Origin of the sequence: Klebsiella sp. 141198, from assembly GCF_050600785.1 — a bacterium.
GTDB classification, from domain to species: domain Bacteria; phylum Pseudomonadota; class Gammaproteobacteria; order Enterobacterales; family Enterobacteriaceae; genus Klebsiella; species Klebsiella aerogenes.
Window position 1 is genome coordinate 196,792 of sequence record NZ_JAQIRM010000006.1, and the last position, 22,133, is coordinate 218,924.

At 56.8% G+C, this 22,133-nt stretch carries 15 protein-coding genes; 3 read left to right on the forward strand and 12 right to left on the reverse strand.

Annotated elements, in window-relative coordinates; genetic code table 11:
- Positions 1-194: 194 nt before the first annotated feature.
- The 9 genes from PGR10_RS20460 to bcsR all read right to left on the reverse strand — a co-directional run bounded on the left by PGR10_RS20460 (position 195) and on the right by bcsR (position 16,046).
- Entirely contained in the window at positions 195-1,694 is a 1,500-nt protein-coding gene (locus tag PGR10_RS20460; protein ID WP_087858993.1) for a M16 family metallopeptidase, read from the reverse strand.
- 209 nt (positions 1,695-1,903) lie between these two features.
- Complete coding sequence (locus PGR10_RS20465) at positions 1,904-3,190, reverse strand: dicarboxylate/amino acid:cation symporter (protein ID WP_015369244.1); 1,287 nt, start codon at positions 3,188-3,190, stop codon at positions 1,904-1,906.
- A gap of 155 nt (positions 3,191-3,345) precedes the next feature.
- Positions 3,346-5,352, reverse strand: coding sequence for a biofilm formation regulator HmsP (gene hmsP / locus PGR10_RS20470; RefSeq protein ID WP_430924021.1), 2,007 nt, complete (start codon positions 5,350-5,352; stop codon positions 3,346-3,348).
- A 196-nt stretch (positions 5,353-5,548) separates the two neighbouring features.
- Positions 5,549-9,034 carry a cellulose synthase complex outer membrane protein BcsC gene (gene bcsC / locus PGR10_RS20475; protein ID WP_430924023.1) on the reverse strand — a complete coding sequence of 1,162 codons (3,486 nt, stop codon included), beginning with the start codon at positions 9,032-9,034 and terminating at the stop codon, positions 5,549-5,551.
- Complete coding sequence (bcsZ, locus tag PGR10_RS20480) at positions 9,016-10,122, reverse strand: cellulose synthase complex periplasmic endoglucanase BcsZ (protein WP_430924024.1); 1,107 nt, start codon at positions 10,120-10,122, stop codon at positions 9,016-9,018. Before bcsZ ends, bcsC begins: the two co-directional genes overlap by 19 nt.
- 6 nt (positions 10,123-10,128) lie before the next feature.
- Positions 10,129-12,483, reverse strand: coding sequence for a cellulose biosynthesis cyclic di-GMP-binding regulatory protein BcsB (gene bcsB, locus PGR10_RS20485; RefSeq protein ID WP_430924025.1), 2,355 nt, complete (start codon positions 12,481-12,483; stop codon positions 10,129-10,131).
- A 10-nt stretch (positions 12,484-12,493) separates the two neighbouring features.
- Positions 12,494-15,112, reverse strand: a complete 2,619-nt coding sequence (bcsA, locus tag PGR10_RS20490) for a UDP-forming cellulose synthase catalytic subunit (RefSeq protein WP_087858989.1) — start codon at positions 15,110-15,112, stop codon at positions 12,494-12,496.
- Positions 15,109-15,846, reverse strand: coding sequence for a cellulose biosynthesis protein BcsQ (gene bcsQ, locus PGR10_RS20495; RefSeq protein ID WP_087858988.1), 738 nt, complete (start codon positions 15,844-15,846; stop codon positions 15,109-15,111). The genes bcsA and bcsQ overlap by 4 nt, the downstream gene beginning before the upstream one ends.
- 11 nt (positions 15,847-15,857) lie before the next feature.
- Positions 15,858-16,046 carry a cellulose biosynthesis protein BcsR gene (gene bcsR / locus PGR10_RS20500; protein ID WP_015369237.1) on the reverse strand — a complete coding sequence of 63 codons (189 nt, stop codon included), beginning with the start codon at positions 16,044-16,046 and terminating at the stop codon, positions 15,858-15,860.
- A 168-nt stretch (positions 16,047-16,214) separates the two neighbouring features.
- On the opposite strand from bcsR, the gene bcsE reads away from it, so the two are divergent.
- From bcsE to bcsG, 3 genes are read left to right on the forward strand one after another with little or no spacing between them, the layout of a single operon-like run.
- Positions 16,215-17,771, forward strand: a complete 1,557-nt coding sequence (gene bcsE / locus PGR10_RS20505) for a cellulose biosynthesis protein BcsE (protein ID WP_430924026.1) — start codon at positions 16,215-16,217, stop codon at positions 17,769-17,771.
- Positions 17,768-17,965 (forward strand): cellulose biosynthesis protein BcsF, encoded by a 198-nt coding sequence (bcsF, locus tag PGR10_RS20510; protein ID WP_015369235.1) that lies wholly within the window; start codon positions 17,768-17,770, stop codon positions 17,963-17,965. Before bcsE ends, bcsF begins: the two co-directional genes overlap by 4 nt.
- Positions 17,962-19,644: a cellulose biosynthesis protein BcsG gene (bcsG, locus tag PGR10_RS20515; protein ID WP_430924027.1), complete on the forward strand. Its 1,683-nt coding sequence runs from the start codon at positions 17,962-17,964 to the stop codon at positions 19,642-19,644. The genes bcsF and bcsG overlap by 4 nt, the downstream gene beginning before the upstream one ends.
- Before the next feature lie 82 nt (positions 19,645-19,726).
- Here the strand turns inward: bcsG and PGR10_RS20520 are convergent, their stop codons facing one another.
- The 3 genes from PGR10_RS20520 to dppD form a co-directional block, all read right to left on the reverse strand.
- On the reverse strand, positions 19,727-19,834 hold the full coding sequence (locus PGR10_RS20520) for a type I toxin-antitoxin system toxin Ldr family protein (protein WP_015703763.1): 108 nt from the start codon (positions 19,832-19,834) through the stop codon (positions 19,727-19,729).
- A gap of 299 nt (positions 19,835-20,133) precedes the next feature.
- Complete coding sequence (gene dppF / locus PGR10_RS20525; RefSeq protein ID WP_045386512.1) at positions 20,134-21,147, reverse strand: dipeptide ABC transporter ATP-binding subunit DppF; 1,014 nt, start codon at positions 21,145-21,147, stop codon at positions 20,134-20,136.
- Positions 21,144-22,127: a dipeptide ABC transporter ATP-binding protein gene (gene dppD, locus PGR10_RS20530; protein WP_015703765.1), complete on the reverse strand. Its 984-nt coding sequence runs from the start codon at positions 22,125-22,127 to the stop codon at positions 21,144-21,146. The genes dppF and dppD overlap by 4 nt, the downstream gene beginning before the upstream one ends.
- Positions 22,128-22,133: the final 6 nt, after the last annotated feature.

Genomic DNA, 22,133 nt, shown 5'->3' on the forward strand with positions numbered 1-22,133 from the left:
AGGTACCACGAAGTGGCGATTTTGGCGGCCAGAGCCCGGGGGTACAGGGGGCGGCGGCGACTGGCCGCCCCCTGTGCGCTCCCTGAGCCATGAGAGACATAACGCAGAAGAAATATCGGGAGCGCAATGTGCTCGGAATTAACACAAAGCACATATTTTTCCCGACCAAAACCGTTGCAAACTGATAACAGTATCTACTGCGCTGGAGGAATATCCGTCGCCTCATTATGCGCATCAACCGCATCCGGCGTGGCGCTCATCGCCGCAGCGGGCGCTGGCGCCATCAGTTTTTCCCACGTCGCTTTCAGATCTTTCATGTTGTACTCCGGCTCGCCTTTCGGCTGCTGCAGCACCAGCGCCATATCCTGCGATAACTGCTGGCGCAGATACTGGTTCAACATGTCGACCGTCAGTGAGTTCAGGAACTCCTGGCGCAGTTTCTGATACTGCTCCGGCGCGATATCCACCACCTGATTTTGCAGCGAACGCATACGTTGGCTAATCAGGATATCGGTATCCGTGCGCGCGTAGGTGGCGAACAGCTTTTGCAGTTCAAGATTCTTTTGCGCAATCAGCGCATCGAACTCTTCCTGAGGCAGACCATTGTCGCGCACCTTCGCCAGCTCGCGCGATACCGCGCTCAGATTGGCGTTCAGACGTTCGCCCGGCGAGTCGATATTGATCGCGCACTGGGCGCGCTGATACAGCACGCGGCAATCAAAACCGAGGCCGATATCTTTTACGTTGCTTTTACTCAGATTCTGCTGCACGTGCCAGAACAGCGCTTCCCGAGCCAGGTCATCGCGCCAGTAGCGCTGCAGCGCGGCGGAATCGCGGATCGGCTGCCATGGGGAATCCCACATGATCGACAGCTTATCCTGACGTACGGCATCGGTCATGATGCTAACCGGCGTAGCTGGCAGAGGTGAAAGCGTTGGCACCGCCGCCGGGGTCTCGCGTTTACCTTTCAGTTCGCCGAAGATTTTGTTGATTTGCTCCGCGACGCTGCGGCTATCGACGTTACCGACGACAATCAGCGTCATCGCGTCCGGGGTGTACCATTTCTGATAAAATTCTTTCAGCTGTTTAATATCAACTGGTTGCTTCAACGGCGCCGCCGGATCGTGACCGAGCATCGTTGAGCCCTTCAGGCGATAGCGCCACCAGCCTTCCTGGGTATCCAGCGGCCAGGTCGCCACCATATCGCTGCCCTGCAGCGCATGATTGACCGCTTGCTGGGTGATGCTCAACTTACCGTTGGCGTCCGCCAGCCAGTTCAACGCTTCTTTAAGCAGGTCGTTACGGTTGTTCGGCAGGCTCAGATTAAACAAGGTGAAATCATACGAAACGATCGCCGGCGGCAGAGGACGCTTCGGGTCAATACTCTGCTGCCACAGCGAACGCGCCTGCATCGTCGGGAGGCTGCCGCTTTGGGTCAGCGCCAGGCGCGGAATGAAATGACTGAAGCCGCTCTGCTGAGTGCTTTCGCTCAGCGAGCCAATATTCACAGCCAGGCGGACTTCGACGCGATCGCTAGGACGCTGCGGCGTGGCCAGCACCTGCCACGAAAAACCGTTCGCCAAAGTCCCCTGTTGCCAGGCCGGGTCCGGCTGGAGCGCTTCTGCCTGCACAGAACCGGCCGTCGCTATCATCAGCAAACCACCGGTTAAGAGTCGAATTTTTGTGCCCTGCATGTGAACCCCTGATGAACATTCCTGGTTACATAGGCAACCCATCGCCGGGTTGCCGAAAAAGGTGGTGAATCAAATACGTCGGTTAGACCACGCGAAGGCGAAAATGTCGCATGAAGACGTAAAATAATCATGAGGTATCATTCCCCCAGAAGGGGAATGATACCTAATTTTGCGCAGGAGCCCATAGTTCATGGGCATAACATGAGGAATTACGAGGATAATTCTTGTGATTTGTCCGCGGGAACGCGGTTATTCAACACATCATCGAGCTGTTTGGCGTCGAGTTCTTTCACCCATTTCGCGACGACCACGGTCGCCACGCCGTTACCCACCAGGTTGGTCAACGCGCGCGCTTCCGACATAAAGCGGTCGATACCGAGAATCAGCGCCAGACCCGCCACCGGCAGATGCCCCACCGCGGAGATGGTTGCCGCCAGTACGATAAATCCGCTACCGGTAACGCCCGCCGCCCCTTTCGAAGAGAGCAGCAGCACCACCAGCAGGGTGATCTGATGGAAGATATCCATATGACTATTGGTGGCCTGGGCGATAAACACCGCCGCCATCGTCAGGTAGATGGAGGTGCCGTCGAGGTTGAAGGAGTAGCCGGTCGGTATTACCAGCCCCACCACCGATTTTCGGCAACCCAACTTCTCCATCTTATCCAGCATTCGCGGCAGCGCGGACTCCGAAGAGGAGGTACCCAGCACAATCAGCAGCTCTTCACGGATATAGCGAATGAACTTGAAGATGCTAAAGCCGGTAGCCCGCGCGATAGAGCCCAGTACCAGCACCACGAACAGAATACAGGTGATGTAGAAGCAGATGATCAGTTGGCCCAGCTGTACCAGAGTACCGACGCCGTATTTACCGATGGTAAATGCCATGGCCCCGAAAGCACCGATCGGCGCCAGGCGCATAATCATGTTAATGATGCCGAAAATGACCTGCGAAAAGCTTTCAATGACGTTGAAAATCAGCTGCCCTTTGCTACCTAAACGATGCAGCGCAAAGCCAAACAGGACGGCAAACATCAGCACCTGCAAAATATTACCGCTGGCGAAAGCGCCAATTACGCTTCCCGGGATAATATCGAGTAAGAAGGCGACAACACCCTGATCTTTAGCCTGCTCGGCATAAACCGCCACCGCGTGCGCGTCCAGCGTCGCCGGATCGACGTTCATGCCCGCGCCGGGTTGCACCACGTTGACAATGATAAGACCGATAATCAACGCAATGGTACTCACCACTTCAAAGTAGAGTAACGCCACCGCACCGGTACGACCGACGGCCTTCATGCTTTCCATCCCGGCAATCCCTGTCACAACGGTACAGAAGATAACCGGAGCAATGACCATTTTAATCAGTTTTACGAAGGCGTCGCCGAACGGTTTCATCTGCGCGCCAAGCTCCGGGTAGAAATGGCCCAGCAAAATACCGATGGCTATGGCCGATAAAACCTGGACATAGAGGCTTTTGAAGAGAGAGAGTTTCATAGGGTGTCCTTTGGGAATAACCACAGACAATGAAAGGTTATCTGTGTCTGTGGCTTAAAAATAACACCATGGAAACATTTCAGAAATAAGTAACCGCGAAGTTGCAACGTAATTGTTAAAATATTTGAGCTGACTCGCACAAACAACTAAAAATGTTACAAACTTGCATCATCCTTTTCAGCGTGCAGGAAGCGCTGCATAAAGCTTTCCAGCGGTAAGGCGCAACCAAACAGGTAACCCTGGGCGATGTCCACCCCAGCCGCTTGCAACCATTTCAGCTGTTCTTCTTTTTCGACGCCCTCAGCGACGATCCGCAGCTTGAGCCCGCGCGCAAGCTGAATTATCGCCGGGACCATGCTGGTATCATCCGGCACCATATCAATAAACGCCTTGTCGATTTTCAGAATATCCACCGGCAGCGATTTCATATGTTGTAGCTGGCGCAACCCGGCATAACCCATGCCGAAATCATCCAGCGCAATACGCGTACCGGCGTCGCGCAGCGGGCGCAGCAGGGCAATCACCGCCTGTGGATCGTCAAGGCGGCGGCTTTCCGTCACCTCCAGCACCAACGTGCCGGGGGCGATACGGTAGCGTTCGATAAGTGCCAACAGCTCAACGCCGCGCTCGGGATGCAACAACTGCAGTAGCGAGACATTCACCGACAGCGGCAGCATGATGCCCTGCTGCTGCCAGGCTGCCAGTTGACGGCAGGCTTCTTCCATTACCCAATAGCCTACCGGCACCATCAACCCGCAGTTTTCAATTCGCTCAATCAGATCGCACGGTAGCGACCAGCTGCCATCGGCCTGTCGCTGACGCAGCAGAACTTCCGCACCGCAAATATCGCCGCTGGCAATATCCACCTGGGGCTGGAACCAGATGGCGAACTGCTGATTATCGAGCGCGGTGAGGATGTCGTGCTCTTCCATTAACCGGCGCTGGGCTTTTTCCATCTGCTCAGGGTCAAAGAACTCGATTTGATTTTTACCCTTACGCCGTGCCGTCACCGCGGCGGAAACCGCACGGCGATAGAACTGTTCGGCGTTCAGCTCGCTATTAAACATCGCGATGCCGACGCTGGCACAGGGGCGAAGCTGGACACCGTGCAGCGGCAATCGCTCGCTAATAGAAGTGAGCACTCGCTTACTTAGCGAAACCGCTTCCCAAGGCTCGCTAAGTCCGGGCGCGTAAATGGCGAAATCGTAACCGCTCACCTGCGCCAGTACCATATTGGCCGGGATAACTGCTTTTAGTTTCTCGACCAGCGTTAAGAGCAGCATCTCGCGCTGGCTCTCTTTCAGGACGCCCGCGGCATCTTGCAGGGTTTCACACGCCACCACCAGCAGCGCCGAAGGCTGCGGACGGGTCGCGGTCTGCTCCAACATCGCCATCAAAAAGGCTTTGTTGGGGAGCTCAGACACCGGAAAACGGGTCGATTGCAGCGATAGCTCATCATGCTGGCGCAGCAAAGACTGCTGATTGCGGTTGTAGCAGCGCACCAGCATGCCAATTTCATCGTCCTGGTGCAGTCGCGGTAGGCTCAGTTGATGTCCAAGACGATCCTGAGGCGGAATATCGTTGAGTTCGCGGGCGATGGCGCGCAGCGGGCGAACAATCAGTCGGTTGATGCACCAGGTGAGCGCTACCGTTAAAACCAGCACCAAAAGTAAGTAAGTGGTCACCAACGTCGCAAGCGCGCTCATGACGAATTTGTACATGCGATAGGAATCCGCCTGCAGTATCAGATAAGCCAGCGGCTGCGGGTTAGCCGGGCGTTCCAGCGAGTAGATTGGCAGAGATATCTGCACCGGCAGTTCAAACAAGCGAGTGATCATCACCGGCACCGGACGCTCGGGTATAAAGCGCATCCGCAGCGCCTGGAATTGATTCGGTAGCACCACATCCGCCCGGCTGACGATGCCAGCAGGCTGAATGCGGCCCAAAATGGCTTCCGCTTCGGGAATGTCGGCTTTCAAAATAGCCGCCGACAGCGGCTCGCGAACGGAACGGGCGATACTTTCTAATTGCGTGGCCGTGGTATAGCGACTCTGTTGCACAAAGTGAAACAGCAAAATAGAGCAAAAGACCAGGACAAACGCCATGGACACGCTCGCGACCATCGCCATCTGTTTAATTGTAAGTGAGCGGCTGACGCGCAACTGTGTTCTCCACTGAAACTGAACGACTATCCGGCAAGATCCATCGATACCGGTCGTTTTCAGGCTGATTATATACGCAAATGGTTCGCTCTCGCCCGCAAGGCGGGTTCTTCCCGAAAGCGGCGGGCGAGGTACGGCGAGTATACGCGAACAGCGCGGTGGATTGGCGATTAGCCGTAGAAATCAGGCTAATCTGCTACCAATCCGCATAAGGCACCAACGGCTGCGGCGGCATATCCATGTCGCCCTGCCAACCGGAAGCGGAATAGCGCACGTACAGCAGCGCGTGGCTCGGCGTGTAATCTTTGGCCTGCTGAATATCCACCGCCGCGCCGACAAACCAGTTGCCGGTAACCCGCCGTTCCACCAGCGCCCGTGCGGTATAACCGAAGCCCTGGCTGCTGCTGCCCTGTTCTTTTAGCTGGCTGGCCTCGTAGCGATACTGCGACGGAATCAAATTCAGCAACGGATAGCGCGCCTGAGTTTGCGTGCGCGAATGGGACCACGACACCGACCCGCCGAGTTCCCACGACCAGTTTTCGGTACGCTGACGCCAGATGACCGGCACCGAGAAAGAGAGATACTCCTGCGGGCTGTAGTAACCGCCCTGACCCAGGGTGTAGCCGCTGAGGTCTTTGTCGTAGTGCCAGATCATATTGGTCAGGCCGACGGTCACCCGGCGATTATTTTCATTGATCGCTTTATAGTAGTAACCGGTCATCCAGCGCACGCGCCAGTTGTCCTCGACGTTTTTGCCGGTGAGTTGGTCAGCACCCAGCGATGACCAGATGCCGTTAGCCTCGCCTTTATCGTAGCTCAGGCTGATACCGCCGCCGGCGGCGCGTACCCCGCCCCAGGTGGTACCGGTATGGCCGTCGTTAGGGTTATCTTTTTGCCCGCCGAAGGAGAGCAGCGAGCTGGAAATGGGCCGCCGGTGGACGTTGACGGTAAAGCCGACCGGGCCGGCATCGCCGCTGTAACTCAGCCCCCCCACAACATCGACCACGTTAAAGCCCATCGGCGTGGTGCCGATATCGCCGCTCCAGGTGTCGTTCTTCCAGCCGACCGCCACGCTGGCGCCGCCGTCGCTCTGGTTTTTGCTACCGCCATAGCAGCTAATTTCGCCGCAGGTCCCCCAACTCGGCGAGTAGCCGCCGTCGCTATTGGTGGAAAACGTCCCGGCGTTCATATTCACCACATCGGTACGGAAGAACATCCGTCCGTCATACAGCGGCGCGTCCACCTGCAGCATGGTGGTGTGCGCTTTGAGGTCTGAATAACCGCCGGTGCCGCTCGATCCCCAATAGTCGTGCTCAAGGGTAACGTTAAGATCCTGCTGGCGATAGAGATCGGCGGCGTCGCTGCGGATCCCGCGCTTCAGCCAGTCATCCTGGCTATCGTTGCGGGTCAGGCGGGTAAAGGCCTCATTATCCTGCGGGCGAACGCGGGTCACGCCCGAGGCCACCATCGCGTCTTTATAGCTTTCCAGGGCCTGCTGTGGTTGATCGGTTTGCGTCTGTAAGCGCGCGGCATCACGCAGCACCAGCGCGCTTTCCATCGATGGCGGCTGGCTTTTCGCCTGCGGCACGATGCGGTCGAATATTTGTTGCGCGCCCGCGGTATCGTCAAATCCGGCGCGGGCCAGCGCTACCCGGCGCTGCATGTTGATCGATTCCGTATCTGCATCCTTCAACTGCGCGACCTGCGCGCGGGCGGCATTTTTATCGCCCTCAGCAAGATAGACTTCCGCCAGTCCCAGGCGCGCATCGCCATTATCAGCCTGCTGGCTCAGCACCCGATGGTACTGGGCTATCGCCGCCTCGCTATCGCCGCGCTGCTGCGCCCAATCCGCCAACGTCAGATCGTAGCGTACCGATTCCGGCTGCTGTTTAATCAAGGCGATAGCCTGACTTTCCTGTCCGCTATCGCGAAGTTGGTTGGCCTCGCGCATCACTTTGTCGCTTTGCAGACGCCCTTCCAGTTCACGAATATTGTCGGTCCACTGTCCGCGCGGCAGCGCGTTAATTTGCGCCAGCGCGGCATCATCCTGATTATTACCGGACAGATAGAGGCCGTAGGCGTAAACCCGTTCGGCATCGTCCGGCTTGCGGTTGGCCATGTTACGCATCAGCGCGTCCGCTTCCGGCCGCTGGCCGGCGCTGACCAGATCTTTCGCCAACCGATAGGTTATCCACACGCTTTCGGGATCCAACGCCAGACGCCGCCGCTGCACCTCCGCGGCCTGCGCCCAGTTGCCCAAGTTTTCCAGCGCTTCGGCCTGTTTTTCCAGTCGGTCGTTAGTGAGGCTGCGTTCAATATCATCAATACTACGCCGCTGGCTAGCGGGGAGACTGGCAATATAGGCGCTGGCTTTTTCCGGCGATTCACGACGATAAACATTCGCCAGACCGCGTACCGCGAGATTATTGCCGCGATCCATCCGCAGCGTCTGTCGATAGTAGCGTTCGGCGGCGGCGTCATCTTTACGCGCCGCGGCGACATCGCCTAACCCCAGCACCGCGTAGCTGTCGGTGTTATCCACCCGCTGCGCCTGGGCATAGGCGTTTTGCGCCTGCGCCAGTTGGCCTGCTTTCAACGCGTTATCGCCCTGTTTAATCAACAGCCAATAGCGGTTGGTCTTCAGCAGACTGTCCCACTTATCGCGATTCGGGCTTTTCGGATCCATCGCGATCGCTTTATTGAGCTGCGCCACCGCCCGCGCCCGGTCGCCGCGCTGTGAGTAGGCAGCGCCCAGCGCGCCGACGGCATCGCTATCGCGGGCATCGGCGCGCACCGCCTGCTGCAGATCGGCCACCGCCTGCGCCGCATTACCGGATTTCACCGCCGCCAGTCCTTCGCTTTTAGCGCGGAAAGTCGGATCTTTCAGTTGAGTTTGTTGCTTATCGAGTAGCACCCGGGCATTAGCAACCGTTTCTCCGGTGGTGAATACGACCAGAAAACGCTGCAGCGCTTGCACGCTGGCGCGGCTAACCGGCAAATTTTTAATTTCATCAAACCACATCGCTGAAGCCGCATCTCGCCCGGCGGTCGATCGAGACATCTGTTCGAGATAAGCGAAACCTTCATCCGGTTTATTATCGGCAAACATCTGTTTTGCCAATGTCGTTTGCAATGCCACGTTACCCGGCGAGCTGGCATTCAGTTTTTTCAGTTGGCTAATGCCTTCGTTATGCCGCGCCGGCAAACGCGAGACCAGTGTCCAGTATTCAATAGCAAAATTAACATCCGCCGGAACGCCGTCGAATAGTTTTTCATAAGCGACGATGGCCTCGTCGACGTGCCCGGAAACGCCTAGCAGGCGCGCCTGCTGCAGTTCTTGCTGACCTTTGCCTCCGCTGAGATCGATCTCGCTGCGCGTCGCTTTTAGCGCCGATGATTCAGGAGCCAGTTTCGCCAGCAGATCGAGCTGCTTTTGCGCGCCGGCGGTGTCGCCCTGGCGCAGCAGGTAGCGAGCCCGGGCGGCGAGATAATCGGGATTATTCGGGTCGATTAGCTCCAGTCGATAAAGCGACTGACGCACCAGATCTTCACGGTTGCTCGCCTCGCCGAGACGCACTTGTTCCAGCAGATGCTGCTGCGCAGGGGTATTCGCCGCCTGCGCCAGCGGCAGCAGCGCGAGACTAACAGACAGCGTGATGAAGCTTAGTGAGAACTTGCGCATTCCTGGTTCCAGTCAGGTTGTAATTCGCCACCCGCGGCGAAACGAAAACGATGTTGATCCCACCCCTGGCCGAACAGCGTCAGCACCGCACTGTAGTAGGCGTCCGCGTCGGGGTAATGATCGGCGACCCGTTGACGCTGTACCGCGCGGGCGTCGTCATCTTGCAAAAACGGCAACATGGAAGCCGAGAAACCAACCGGCCCCTCACCGGTGGTTTTCCCGCTGGCGATATTGGTTTTTTCCGGCGGCAATCCCAGTTTGATAGTCTGGGTCGCCATCGGTTTGAAACGCGCCAATAGCGGCGCTTTTTGTTTATCGGCGTTATTGAGCATCCCGACCCACAGATAGACGCGAATAGCGTCATAGCTGCCAATAATCGGCTTATCGGTTTTCAGCTGCCAGCCGCTGCCTTTCTCATAGCGCACCCAGTCCGGCGAGAAGCCTTTTGGCGCCGTTTCCAGCAGCAGCCGCAGATTGCTGTCGCGGATCTTCAGCCACGGCGCGCCAAAGCGGGTAAAATAGGTTGCGAGCTGCGGCGGCAGGTAGCTTGGGTTAAAGCGCCAGCCCTTGTCGTCCGCGAAACCGACTTTCCCCGGGAGTACCGACGGCCCCAGTCCCGGAACATCGGCGACTTCTTCATCGGCAATCCGCGCCAGCAGCGCTTTTCCTACCTCAGTGTAGTTAGCGACCTTCCACAGGCGTCCGGCTTCCAGCAGTGACCAGGCAATCCACAAATCAGAATCCGATGCCGAATTGCTGTCCAGCACCGTCCATTCGTCCTCGCTTTTTTTCCCCCATAGCCATCCCGGCAGATGGGCGCGCAGATCGCCCTGCGCCAGGTTGTTCTGCGTCCACTGGAATAGCTTATCGAAGCCCTGGCGATCGTTGGCCGCCAGGGCGAAGAACAACGCGTAGCTTTGTCCTTCGGAGGTGGTGATTTTGCGCGCATCGCTGGGGTCGATGACTCGCCCTTCGGCGCTGACATACGCTTTTTTAAACTGCTCCCAGGCGGGCCACTGGCAGGCGGCGCTAACCTGCCCCGCCGCCAGTATGAATACCGAGAGAAGTACCCCACGAAATGCGTTCATCAGCAATTACTCATCATCAGGATCAAGACGGCGACGGCTGAGAATACGCAGCATGCGCCACAGCACCCACGCCAGCAGCACAATGCTGACGGCCGCCAGAATCGCCAACAGTATCGGATGGCTGGAGAGCGCAAACCAGATGCGCTCGAACCACGGCAGGTGGCCGACATAATAGATATCGCCAACCCGCAGGCTATTGACGCCAGATTCGCGAATCACCGCCACCGAACCGAACATCGCCGCCCGTTTACCGCTGTCATTTAAGGCGTTTGTGAGTAGCTCATTGCCGCGCGGGCTATCGGCCATCAGGGCGATCACACTGCGCTGGTCGTTATACGGCGACTGGAAGCCAATAATGGCCGCCATCGGCCCGGAAGAGGTGATATCGGTCCGCGTATGCGGCGTGCGGGCATCATCGTCCGGATAGATGCTAGCCAGGTCATAATGACGCATCGGCGTTTTCACCCAGCTTTTGGTCGCCTCGACCAGCAGATTGATTTTAGTATCGTCTTTCAGCGATGGCGGGATAGCGCCAATCAGCATCAGATCGGCATCTTTGCCCTTAATTTGGTTGCCGTCGTCGGTCATCTGCATGCTGATAGCCGCCAGCCCGGTCTGCGCGCCAATGCCGCCTACCGCCTGCAGCAATGTCTCCACCTGATCCGCATCAGGCGTTTTCGGCACCACGATCAGCGTCTGAGAGAGATCGGCCATGCGGGTATACGGGAAACCGGCATTAGCGAAGACGCGCAGGTCCGGCATCGCCAGGAAGTGGTAATATTTCGAAAAATCGATGGTGGAGTCATCGCCGATCACCACGTGGTTCTGCACCGGCTGGAAGGTAATACAGTTATCGATGTTGCCGCCCGGCATCGGGTTCATATACTGAAAATCGAAGCGCAGCTGGTTCATCGCGCCGAGGCGCAGCGCGGGTATGGTCACCTGGTTCTGGCCATCCAACAGCCCCTGCAGCACCGGCAGGCGTAAAATCAGCTTATTCACATCCTGCGAGCTATTGAGGCTAAACGACTGCAGGAACTGATCGTTAAGGCTGATATCCATCCGCGAGCTATCTTTGATAGGCGGCATGGTATAGCGATATTTCAGGTCCATATCGATGCCGTTAGCGCGAAGCAGGTACAGATCCGGCGGCAGATTCAGCGCCAGGTTAATCGAATCTGGCACCAGGCCGCTTGATTGCAGCTGCTGTTCATAAGTTTTCAGCTCGCCGAAAGTCACCGGCCTGTCGGTACGAACCCAGTTTGGCGCGTCATACGGCTGGCGGGCCTTCAACTCTTTCACGCCATCCACTACCACGCTATCGCCGCGGAATAGAATATTGCCCTGGGCAATACCCTTCGCCGCCACCAGCAGATCTTGATCATCACGGCCGAAGATCACCAGCAGCTTGACGTAGGGGTTGCTCGGGTGGTTGACCATTTCGATGGTCGGCGCTTTTACCGGCGGATGGTCACGCAGGAAGTCCGGACGCTTATCGTTGGTCGCGAAGATGATAGCGTTACGTTCCGGTATCTCATTGAAGCGGACCGGGAACTGCTGACCACGCCAGCCGGCCTTGCTGCCAAACCAGGAGGCGACAATCGCCGCCGCCTGCTGCTGTTTGACGTCAGGCGCAGAAGCAAAAACCATCGGCAACGTCAGCGGACGGTTGTCGCGCGAGTCGTAAAACGGAACCGGGAAGTGGGACAGGTCGTTACGTACCTGCAGCGACTGATAGGTTAAATCCAGCGAGCTCTCACGGCCGATATCAAGCCACAGCGTACTGCTGGCCGGGTTTTCGCAAACGTCGCGATAGTGGCCGACAAACTCCAGCCGCACGCGGTTAAAATCGGTGATATACAGCGGATCGACCGGGATCTGGGCGCTCACTTTTTTACCCAGCTGCTCTTTGGTGACCGGCAACACGCCCATTAATTCGTCGTTGAGATAAACCTTCAGCTGTGATTGCACCGGCAGCAGCGATGGCGAAGGCGTGTAATCAAGATTGAGCAGCGCTTTAGCGACTACTTCATCACTGCGCATGCCGAATTCCACGGCGCCCTCTGGGTGCGAACCGCGCAGCACCATGCTACCCGGCGGCGGCGCGATTTGCGCGAAAGTCAGCTTCACGTCGCGAGTCGGGATATTGTCCGCCACCACCACCGGCGCGGCAGGATCGATAACCGCCGCGGTCGGCTGGCTATCGTTAATCACCGGCGCTGGCTGAGCCGTAACCGTTGTGGCGGGAGCGTCGACCACCGCGGCATTAGGCGTCACCGCCGGAGCCGAAAATGTTGCGAAGGGGTACCAGCTGCTCATTCCCACCGCCACTGCACAAATCAAGGAAAGTTTTCTTTTCATCGCATTATCATCATTGTTGAGCCATTGCCGGTTCTGCCGAGAGCACCGCCGCGGCACGTTCGGGACGGCGCGGTAAAAATGATACAACCCAGGCCACCAGCGAGGTGAGCGAGCGGAAAATAACCTTCACCGACGGCGGTGAGAACTCCGCCAGGTGACGATATCCACGGAACCCCAGCTTGAGGATATCCAGCAGGCTTTCCATCGGTTTATCTTCCGGGAAGCTGTCCTGCCAAAGCGCCCACGTATCAGCGCGGGCAAACGTACACTGCACAAAATCAATATGTTGCTGGTTAGTCAGCGGCAGCAATTGCAGGCCGACTTCACCGCCGTTCACCCGCGCGACGCGAACCGGGAAAACGTATTCTTGCTGTCCGCGTTTGAGCAGCAAATTCACGTGTTGCCCTTCCAGTACCCGCGCTTCGCCGTGAATTTTTATCCCCAGCCCGCCATCGGAGTAGTCATGAACGGTACAGGAGAACAGGTGACCATCCGGGCGAGCAATCGCCGCCGGCATCGACATCTCTACGCGGTGCGAACGCCGCACCTGCTTGCTCTCCACCGACACCGCCACGGCGCCGCCGAGGATGATTAAGTTATAAAACACCCAGATGATACTGACCCAGACGGTCAAAATTTCGTTCTCGGGTCCGTACATAAAGCGCCAGATGCCGACCGCCACGCCCACCAGATTGAGTAACACCAGATAAATGTAGGGGCGGGAGATAACCCAATCGACATACTCGTCTTTCACCAGTCCGCCTTTGGCGGTGACGTTGAACTTGCCTTTGTGCGGGTTAATCAGCGCGACGAAGGTCGGCGGCGCGATATACCATGCCAGCACCGTTTCGTAGATTTCACTCCAGAAGGAGTGGCGGTACTTACCCTGAATCTTCGAGTTCGTCAGGCTGGCGTGAATCATATGCGGCAGCACGAACAGCGCGATCATCAACGCGGGCGCATAGATGATATAGGCGTGTAACAACAAGAATGCCAGCGGCGCGGTGAGGAAGATAAGCCGTGGGATACCGGACAAGAAGTGCAGCATCGCGTTGACGTAGCAGATACGCTGCGCCAGCTTCAACCCTTTACCAAATAAGGGGTTATCGAGACGGAAAATCTGCACCATCCCGCGCGCCCAGCGAATACGCTGGCCGATATGCGCCGATAAGCTTTCCGTCGCCAGACCCGCCGCCTGCGGGATGCGCATATAGGCGGAGGTATGGCCACGACGATGCAGACGCAGTGAGGTATGGGCATCCTCGGTGACCGTTTCAACGGCGATACCACCGATTTCATCCAGCGGGCCGCGGCGAATGACCGCGCAGGATCCGCAGAAAAAGGTCGCATCCCACATGTCGTTGCCGTCCTGCACCAGACCGTAAAACAGCGTTCCCTCGTTCGGCGTTTTACGAAAACGGCCCAAGTTGCGTTCGAACGGATCCGGCGAGAAGAAGTGGTGCGGCGTCTGCATCATCGCCAGCTTTTTATCCTTCAGGAACCAGCCCATGGTCATCTGCAAGAAGGAACGGGTCGGCACGTGGTCGCAATCGAAAATAGAGACGAACTCGCCTTTCGCATACTTCAGCGCATTGTTGATATTACCGGCCTTGGCATGTTCGTGGCTGGTACGCGCGATGTAATGGACGCCGACGTCTTTCGCGAACTGGCGAAACTCTTCGCGCCCGCCGTCATCAAGGATCCAGATATTGAGCTTATCCTTCGGCCAGTCGATACCCTGCGACGCGTAGATGGTATTTTTCACCACGCTAAGGTCTTCGTTGTAGGTCGGGACGAAGATATCCACCGTCGGCCATTCGTTCATGTCTTCCGGTAGCGGCACCGGCTGGCGATTAAGCGGCCACACCACCTGGAAATAGCCCAGCACCAGCACAATCCAGGCGTAGGTTTCGGCAAACAGCAAGATCAGCCCACATACCAGGCTGACCGGATCGTTCCAGTTAAGCGTGGAGGTATAGCGCCACCAGATATAGCGACAGGAAACGGTCAGCGACAACACGATCAGCATCAGGGCGGAGAAACGCCCCGGAATACGCCGCACCAGCAGCGCGACGCCCCACAGCAGCAGCAGGAAAATAAACTGTGACAGCGGGTTAAACGGCTGGGTAATGCACAACAACGCCAGAATCAGTGAGAAGAAGGTGACGGTGCCAAGCACTAGCCGCCGCAGTTGCGGATGCAGGTGCTCAAGCTCTTTCTGCTTATCGAGGTGGCCGGTACGGGTGTTGACCTTTTCCGGTAATTTTTCCATCCACTGCGCGTAGCGCCCGTGAACCCCTTCCAACGCCGCCAGCGAGCGCCAGTTAATTTTTTTATCCGGTTCCGGCACCCGGGTCGCCAGTAGCCAGAGCGACTGCAGCAAATAACGCAGCGGATCTAACGGGCGTGGGCGATGCGGATTAATATGCGGAAAATAGTCGGCATGGTGTTCGCGAATAGCTTGCCAGCGCGGCGTCTCAAGCGGCATTAACGCCCACGCCAACGACACCCACAGGCAACCGAGAAAAGCCGAAAGCACCGACGCGCCATGCTGACGATAGTCATCATAACGTTCGCTCAAGCGCTCGCCCACCGGCGGCGCCAGCAGCAACGTACTCAGGCGGATCATGCCGCCCCCTCCCTGGCATAGTGCAGCAGGCACCAGTTGGCCAGCGTCAGCACCTCTTCCGCCGCCAGGGCATCCTGACGATATTCGCCAAGCGGCTGTTTCGCCGCCAGACACTCCGCCATCGCTTCATCGCGGTGAATCGTGACCGGCAGGATCCGCCGCTGGCTTTCCAGCCATAGTTGATAGAGATCTTCCTGCAGTTGGCTGCCTACGCGTAGGTCGTTAATCAAAATATCCGCGTTCGCAGGCAGCGCCTGCTGATGCAGGCGAATATGGCTGTTGCCGTCCGGGTGCACAACCTGTAGCACACGATCGCACACGCTCAGCAACTCGCGGGTAAGCGGAGAATAACCCTCTGGTATATCAATCAGCAGCCAGCGGTGGCTTCCCTGCTGGTCGAGCAATTTGATTTGTTCCGCGATGGGTTCAAGCGCTGAACTGAGTTTATCAACGTGCTCACGTTCGCCAGGCGTCAGTCGGCCAAACGGCAGGAGATCGATATGCGCGGTGTAGCGCAGTCCGGCGTCGCGCCAGTCACCACCGTCAATCAACGAGCGTGCCCAGCCGTTGCGATGGTCGAAATCAACGTTGAAGAAAAAGCGCAGCATATTGTCCGGGCTGGCATCGACCACCAGCACAGTTTCACCGAGCAGCTGTAGTGCCCAGGCCAGTGCGGCGGTAATAGATGTGGTGCCTACGCCGCCGCGTATGCCTTGTAATCCCAGAATCGCCATCGACGGCTTCCTTACTTTTTCTCAGCTAATTCGGCCAACAGCGGCCAGCGTTGCAACGCCGCAGCGAGCTGTTCGCGTCGGGAAATGTCGTGGTAATCAATATCCGGCAGGGAAAATGCCCGGCTTAATGCCAGGAAATCATTTTGGAAGGTATATCCCAGCGTCGCATCGCCAGGTACCGCAGGGTCTTTTTCCGGCATTTCTCTGTCCATTCGAAAAACACATTATAAAACCAGGAAGTGTAAACCGCTCATCCCTAAAATTACGTGTACATGCTAAAACTGATGTCCTTTAATTTCAATGTTAGGTTTACTCTCACGCTTTCGCTAGTAAACTAATCATTGTAAATAGGGCGCGCGAGGGACATCGTGGATATTGTATATACGTTGGGTATTTCATCGTTATGGGACGAAGTATGCCATATGCCCGTTGGCGGGGTATGGTGGCTTAATGTCGACCGCTATGCCGACGCCGTCAGCCTGCTGAATCAAACGCTGGAAAGCCAAGCGCAGGACAGCAAGGTCGCGGCCATAGTGATGGGTAAAAAACCTAATGAAGTCATATCATTAAAAAAAGATCGCGGTCCCAAAAAAATCGCATTATTCACTATGCCCGATCGCCCGGAAGGCCTGCAGGAGCTGCACCGCGACATACTTTGCTCTATGGAACCTGGCAACTATTTATTTATTCTGCTATGTACAGAAAATTCCTGGCAAAATATAAAAATAGATGAATTACTCCATTGGGTAGAAAAATCTAATCGATGGACCAAATACCATAACTGCTCTCTTATGGTACTTAATTCGGCTAACGATACCGATAAACAACTTTCTCCATTATTACGCCAGTACCGCGCCCTTTCCGGGCTGGCAAGCATTCGTTATCAGGGCGACAGCCATCTATTTGATATCGCGTGGTGGGGAAGCGAGAAAGGTATTAGCGCACAGCAGCAACTGGTTATTTTACACGATGATGAGGGTTGGCGGCTGGCGCAGAACGAAGAAGCTGTGGTACAGCCACGCAGCGACGAAAAAATCGTCCTCAGTAATTTGCGCGTGCTGGAAGGGGCGCCTGCGCTTTCCGAGTATTGGACGCTGTTCGAAACCAATGATGCGGTCTTTGAAGCCGGTCGTACCGCGCAAGCGGCCACCTTGCTATTTTCCATCACCCAGAACGAACAAATAGAGCAGCTTGGCCGCTATATCCATATCCTGCGCCGCCAGCGCGGCAGCGCCTTAAAAATCGTGGTACGCGAACAAACGCCAAGCCTGCGCGCCACCGATGAACGCTTGCTGCTAAGCAGCGGCGCCAACATGGTGATCCCCTGCAGCGCCGGGCTTTCACGCTGCCTGACGCTGATTGAAAGCGTGCAAAAGCAGAAGTTTACTCGCCACGTTCCGGAAGACTTCAACACGCTGCTAACCTGGAGCCGGCCGCTTAAACTTCGCGGCTATCAAAAGTGGGACGCCTTCTGCGAAGCGGTCAGCAATATCATGGGCAACACGCTGCTGCCGCCGGATAGTAAAGGGGTGATGGTGGCGCTGCGCCCCGCGCCGGGACTACGTGTCGAACAGGCGTTAACCCTGTGTAAACCCAACCGCATGGGCGATATCGTGACGATCGGTAATAATCGATTAGTGCTGTTTTTATCGTTTTGCCGAGTAAACGATCTGGACACGGCGTTAAACCATATCTTCCCATTACCGACTGGAGACATTTTCTCTAACCGTATGATTTGGTTCGAAGACAAGCAAATTTCTGCGGAAATACTGTTGATGCGGGGCCTCTCCCCGGACAACTGGAACACGCCGCTGCCAATTACGGTGGGCAAAAACGAAGCCCTTAACGTTAAGCACGATGGTCGCCAGTGGCGGCGAATCCCGGAACCCTGGCGCCTCTCCACCGACGGAGAACCGCGGTCATGATGTCTATCGCCGATATCATTCAGCTGATTGTACTGTGCGCCCTGCTGTTTTTTCCGCTGGGGTATCTAACGCGCCATTATCAGCGCCGTATTCGCACGACTTTACGTTTGATGTTCTTTAAACCCCGTTACGTGAAACCGGCCGGCGTGCTGCGCCGGGATAACGCGACCAGGCAGGGCAAACTGAAAAAATGACCAAAACAAAAACTACCGCTACGCCGCTTCCGCTATGGCAGTACTGGCGCGGCCTGTCTGGCTGGAACTTCTATTTTCTCGTGAAGTTTGCCCTACTGTGGGCGGGATACCTGAACTTCCATCCAATGCTTAACCTGGTGTTCCTCGCCTTTCTGCTGGTGCCGATCCCCAGCGAAAAACTGCACCGGATACGCCACTGGATAGCGATTCCGCTCGGCTTTGCCCTGTTCTGGCATGATACCTGGTTACCCGGTCCGGAAAGCATTATGAGCCAGGGCTCGCAAATCGCCGGTTTCAGCGCCGATTACATTTGGGACCTGATCACCCGCTTTATTAACTGGAATATGGTCGGCGCCTTCTTTGTGCTGCTGGTGCTGTGGCTATTCATCAGCCAGTGGCTGCGCGTTACCGTGTTTGTTTCGGCGATCATGGTCTGGCTGGTTATCAGTCCGCTGCTGCCCTCCTTTACTCTGTGGCCCGCCGGCCAGCCGACCACCGCTGCGGCCACGCCGGCGGCAACGACTGGTGGAACGACAACAGCCGCCGCGGCATCCGCCAGCGCTGACGCCAGCGGCGATATCCCGCCGCAGACCGAACCGCCCACCTCGGCTAACCTCAGCAACTGGCTGAAAACTTTCTATGCTTCTGAACAGAAAAGAAAAACGCCGTTCCCGGATCAGCTTCCTGGTGATGCGCAGCCGTTCGATCTGCTGGTAATCAATATCTGTTCCCTGTCATGGTCAGACATTGAGGCTGCCGGGTTGATGGACCATCCACTGTGGAAACATTTCGATATCGTCTTCAAAAACTTCAACTCCGCCACCTCCTACAGCGGCCCGGCAGCGGTTCGCCTGCTGCGCGCCAGCTGCGGCCAGCTATCTCATAGCAACCTGTATCAGCCATCGGGCAACGAGTGCTATCTGTTCGAAAATCTGGCCAAACTCGGCTTTACCCAACAGCTGATGCTGGGACATAACGGCGTATTCGGCGACTTCCTCAAAGAGGTTCGCTCGCTCGGCGGTATGCAGAGTCCATTAATGGATCAGAGTGGTTTACCGGTTATTCTCCAGGGCTTCGACGGATCGCCGGTTTATGACGATCGGGCAACGCTCGATCGCTGGCTACAAACCACAGAAAAGCTCAACACGCCACGTACCGCGACCTTCTACAACACGCTGCCGCTGCACGATGGCAACCATTATCCCGGCCAAAGCAAAACGGCCGACTATAAGGCCCGCGCGCAGAAATTCTTTGATGAGCTGGATGCCTTCTTCACCGCGCTGGAAAAATCCGGGCGTAAAGTGATGGTGGTGGTGGTGCCAGAACACGGCGGCGCGCTGAAGGGTGATAAAATGCAGGTCTCCGGGCTGCGCGATATTCCAAGCCCGTCGATCACTAACGTGCCGGCGGCGGTGAAATTCTTCGGCATGAAGGCGCCGCATCAGGGCGCCGCGGTGGAAATCACTCAGCCTTCCAGCTACCTCGCAGTTTCTGAACTGGTGGTACGCGCCCTCGACGGTAAGATGTTTACCGAGGATAACGTCAACTGGCAGCAATACACCGCTAACCTGCCGCAAACCGCTGCGGTATCGGAAAACTCCAACGCTATTGTCATTCAGTATCAAGGCAAACCTTACGTGCAGCTCAACGGCGGCAGTTGGGTACCGTATCCGCAGTAAATACGAAAAAGGCCGCAGGAGAATTCCTGCGGCCTGTTCGGGCGCAAATTGCCAACGCAGCAGACTCACGCCCGCCGGTCCGTCACTTCTGGTTATGCATCCAGCTGACGATAATGCTGACCACAATGCCAGCGATTATCGGCGCCGCCAGATCGTCCCATAAGATCAGACCTAACTGTGTGAGCGTCATAGAGCCGCCTGTATTGCAATGGCAACCGTTCGCGGCTATCTTTAACTTGCTTGGAGTTAGTGATAGCCCTCGTTCAGTTGCCTGGTTAACACCAGCAACGTGCGAGGGTTTTCTCTTTCCAGCAACTTATCTATGCCGCCGGGGTTCAAGCCCCCGCAACATTGCGCCTCACCGGGCGAACCCGGCTTGGCGTCGATTCTACTGCTCCGTGTCATCGCCTTCACCACGCCCTTCGGCAATCTGCGAGGCGCATTCCAGCCCTCCCCCGCAGAATTCATCACGCGACAACCCGCCTACCATCACGCTCGCGCTTTCTCCGGATTCTCATCCTGATCAACGGCAAAGCAGGCCACCAGTTGGCCGCCGTAATCCTTTAGCTGCGGCTGAAGCTGGGTGCATGGGCCAAAGCGTCGGCGGCAGCGCGCATTGAAGGCGCAGCCCGGCGGCGGATTCAGCGGGCTCGGCAGTTCGCCGGTCAGCTTGATACGCTCGCGACGATCGTCCGGGTTCAGACGCGGCGTCGCCGACAATAGCGCCTGGGTATACGGATGACGTGGGTTATTAAAGATCTGGTCTTTGGTCCCCTTCTCCACGCAGCGGCCAAGATACATCACCATAACTTCATCAGCGATGTGCTCAACGACCGATAAGTCGTGTGAGATAAACACGTAGGACAAACCTAAATCCTGCTGCAGGTCCATCATCAGGTTCAGCACCTGGGCGCGTACCGAAACATCCAGCGCGGAAACCGGCTCATCGGCAATCACCACGTCCGGATCCAACATCAGCCCGCGAGCAATGGCGATACGCTGACGCTGACCGCCGGAGAACATATGCGGGTAGCGATCGTAATGCTCCGTTTTGAGGCCCACCTTCGCCATCATCGCCAGCGCCTTTTCACGTCGCTGCTCTTTGCTCAGACTGCTGTTAATCAACAGCGGCTCTTCCAGAATCTGCCCCACTTTTTTACGTGGGTTCAGCGAGCCATACGGGTTCTGGAACACAATCTGGATTTTTTGCCGCCGCAGCTTTTGCGCCTGCGGGTCGTGCTTGAGCAGATCCTGCCCTTGATAATACAGCTCACCGCCGGTGGGAATTTCAATCATCGTCAGCAAACGACCCAGCGTCGATTTGCCGCAGCCTGATTCCCCCACCACTGCCAGCGTTTTACCGCGCTCAAGAGTAAAAGAGACGCCGTCCAGCGCTTTCACCAGCCGTTCCGGAGCAAACAGCCCCTTCTTTACCGGATAGTGTTTTTTCAGATCAATGGCCTGCAACAGCGGTTGTTGCGTGGCGACCTTTTGCGTACTCATAATCCAGGCCTCCCGGCATCATCGAGTGGGTAGTGGCATTTAGACTGACGGCCGCCGTCGAGATCCGCGAGCGCGGGCTCTTCGCTCCGGCATTTATCCGTTGCATAGGGGCAGCGCGGGTTCAGCAGGCAACCATTCGGACGATCGTATTTCCCCGGCACCACGCCCGGTAACGACGCCAGACGCGCTTTATCCTGGGCAAACTCCGGCAGCGCGCGCAGCAGCGCCTGGGTGTAAGGATGACGCGGCGCGCGGAAGATATCTTTCGCATCGCCGGTCTCCACCACCTGACCCGCGTACATGACGATAATTTTATGCGCGGCTTCCGCTACGAGCGCCAGATCGTGGGTAATCAGCACCAACGCCATATTCTCTTGCTGCTGCAACTCCAGCAGCAGTTCGATAATCTGCGCCTGGATGGTCACATCCAGCGCGGTGGTCGGTTCATCGGCAATCAGTAGCTTTGGCCGGCAGGCGATCGCCATCGCGATCATCACGCGCTGGCTCATCCCACCGGAAAGCTGGTGCGGATAAACGTCCAGCCGCGACGCCGGGTCAGGAATACCCACCAGGTTCAGCAGATCGATCGCCCGCTGGCGCCGGGTTTGCTTATTGCCGCCCTGATGGACCTTAATCGCTTCCATAATCTGGTAGCCGACGGTAAAGCACGGGTTGAGGCTGGTCATCGGATCCTGGAAGATCATCGCCACTTCCGCCCCCACCAACTGGCGCCGCTCTTTTTCCGAAATTCGCTGCAAATCGCGGCCGTTAAATTCCAGTTTGTCCGCCATCACCCGGCCGGGGTAATCAATCAGCCCCATAATCGCCAGCGAGCTCACCGACTTACCGGAACCCGATTCACCCACGATGCCAACTACTTCACCCTGCTTCACGCTATAGCTGATGCGGTCTACGGCGCGGAACGGCGCATTCTCATCGCCGAAATGCACCGATAACTTATCTACATTTAATAACGCCATCTCGAA

Bases quoted from the DNA above. Each gene is read 5' to 3' on its own strand.
- PGR10_RS20465 (WP_015369244.1), bottom strand. From the start codon at position 3,190: ATGAAACTCTCTCTCTTCAAAAGCCTCTATGTCCAGGTTTTATCGGCC.
- dppD (WP_015703765.1), bottom strand. From the start codon at position 22,127: ATGGCGTTATTAAATGTAGATAAGTTATCGGTGCATTTCGGCGATGAG.
- bcsG (WP_430924027.1), top strand. From the start codon at position 17,962: ATGACCAAAACAAAAACTACCGCTACGCCGCTTCCGCTATGGCAGTAC.
- PGR10_RS20460 (WP_087858993.1), bottom strand. From the start codon at position 1,694: ATGCAGGGCACAAAAATTCGACTCTTAACCGGTGGTTTGCTGATGATA.
- bcsR (WP_015369237.1), bottom strand. From the start codon at position 16,046: ATGCCGGAAAAAGACCCTGCGGTACCTGGCGATGCGACGCTGGGATAT.
- dppF (WP_045386512.1), bottom strand. From the start codon at position 21,147: ATGAGTACGCAAAAGGTCGCCACGCAACAACCGCTGTTGCAGGCCATT.
- bcsQ (WP_087858988.1), bottom strand. From the start codon at position 15,846: ATGGCGATTCTGGGATTACAAGGCATACGCGGCGGCGTAGGCACCACA.
- bcsB (WP_430924025.1), bottom strand. From the start codon at position 12,483: ATGAAAAGAAAACTTTCCTTGATTTGTGCAGTGGCGGTGGGAATGAGC.
- bcsF (WP_015369235.1), top strand. From the start codon at position 17,768: ATGATGTCTATCGCCGATATCATTCAGCTGATTGTACTGTGCGCCCTG.
- bcsZ (WP_430924024.1), bottom strand. From the start codon at position 10,122: ATGAACGCATTTCGTGGGGTACTTCTCTCGGTATTCATACTGGCGGCG.
- bcsA (WP_087858989.1), bottom strand. From the start codon at position 15,112: ATGATCCGCCTGAGTACGTTGCTGCTGGCGCCGCCGGTGGGCGAGCGC.
- PGR10_RS20520 (WP_015703763.1), bottom strand. From the start codon at position 19,834: ATGACGCTCACACAGTTAGGTCTGATCTTATGGGACGATCTGGCGGCG.
- bcsC (WP_430924023.1), bottom strand. From the start codon at position 9,034: ATGCGCAAGTTCTCACTAAGCTTCATCACGCTGTCTGTTAGTCTCGCG.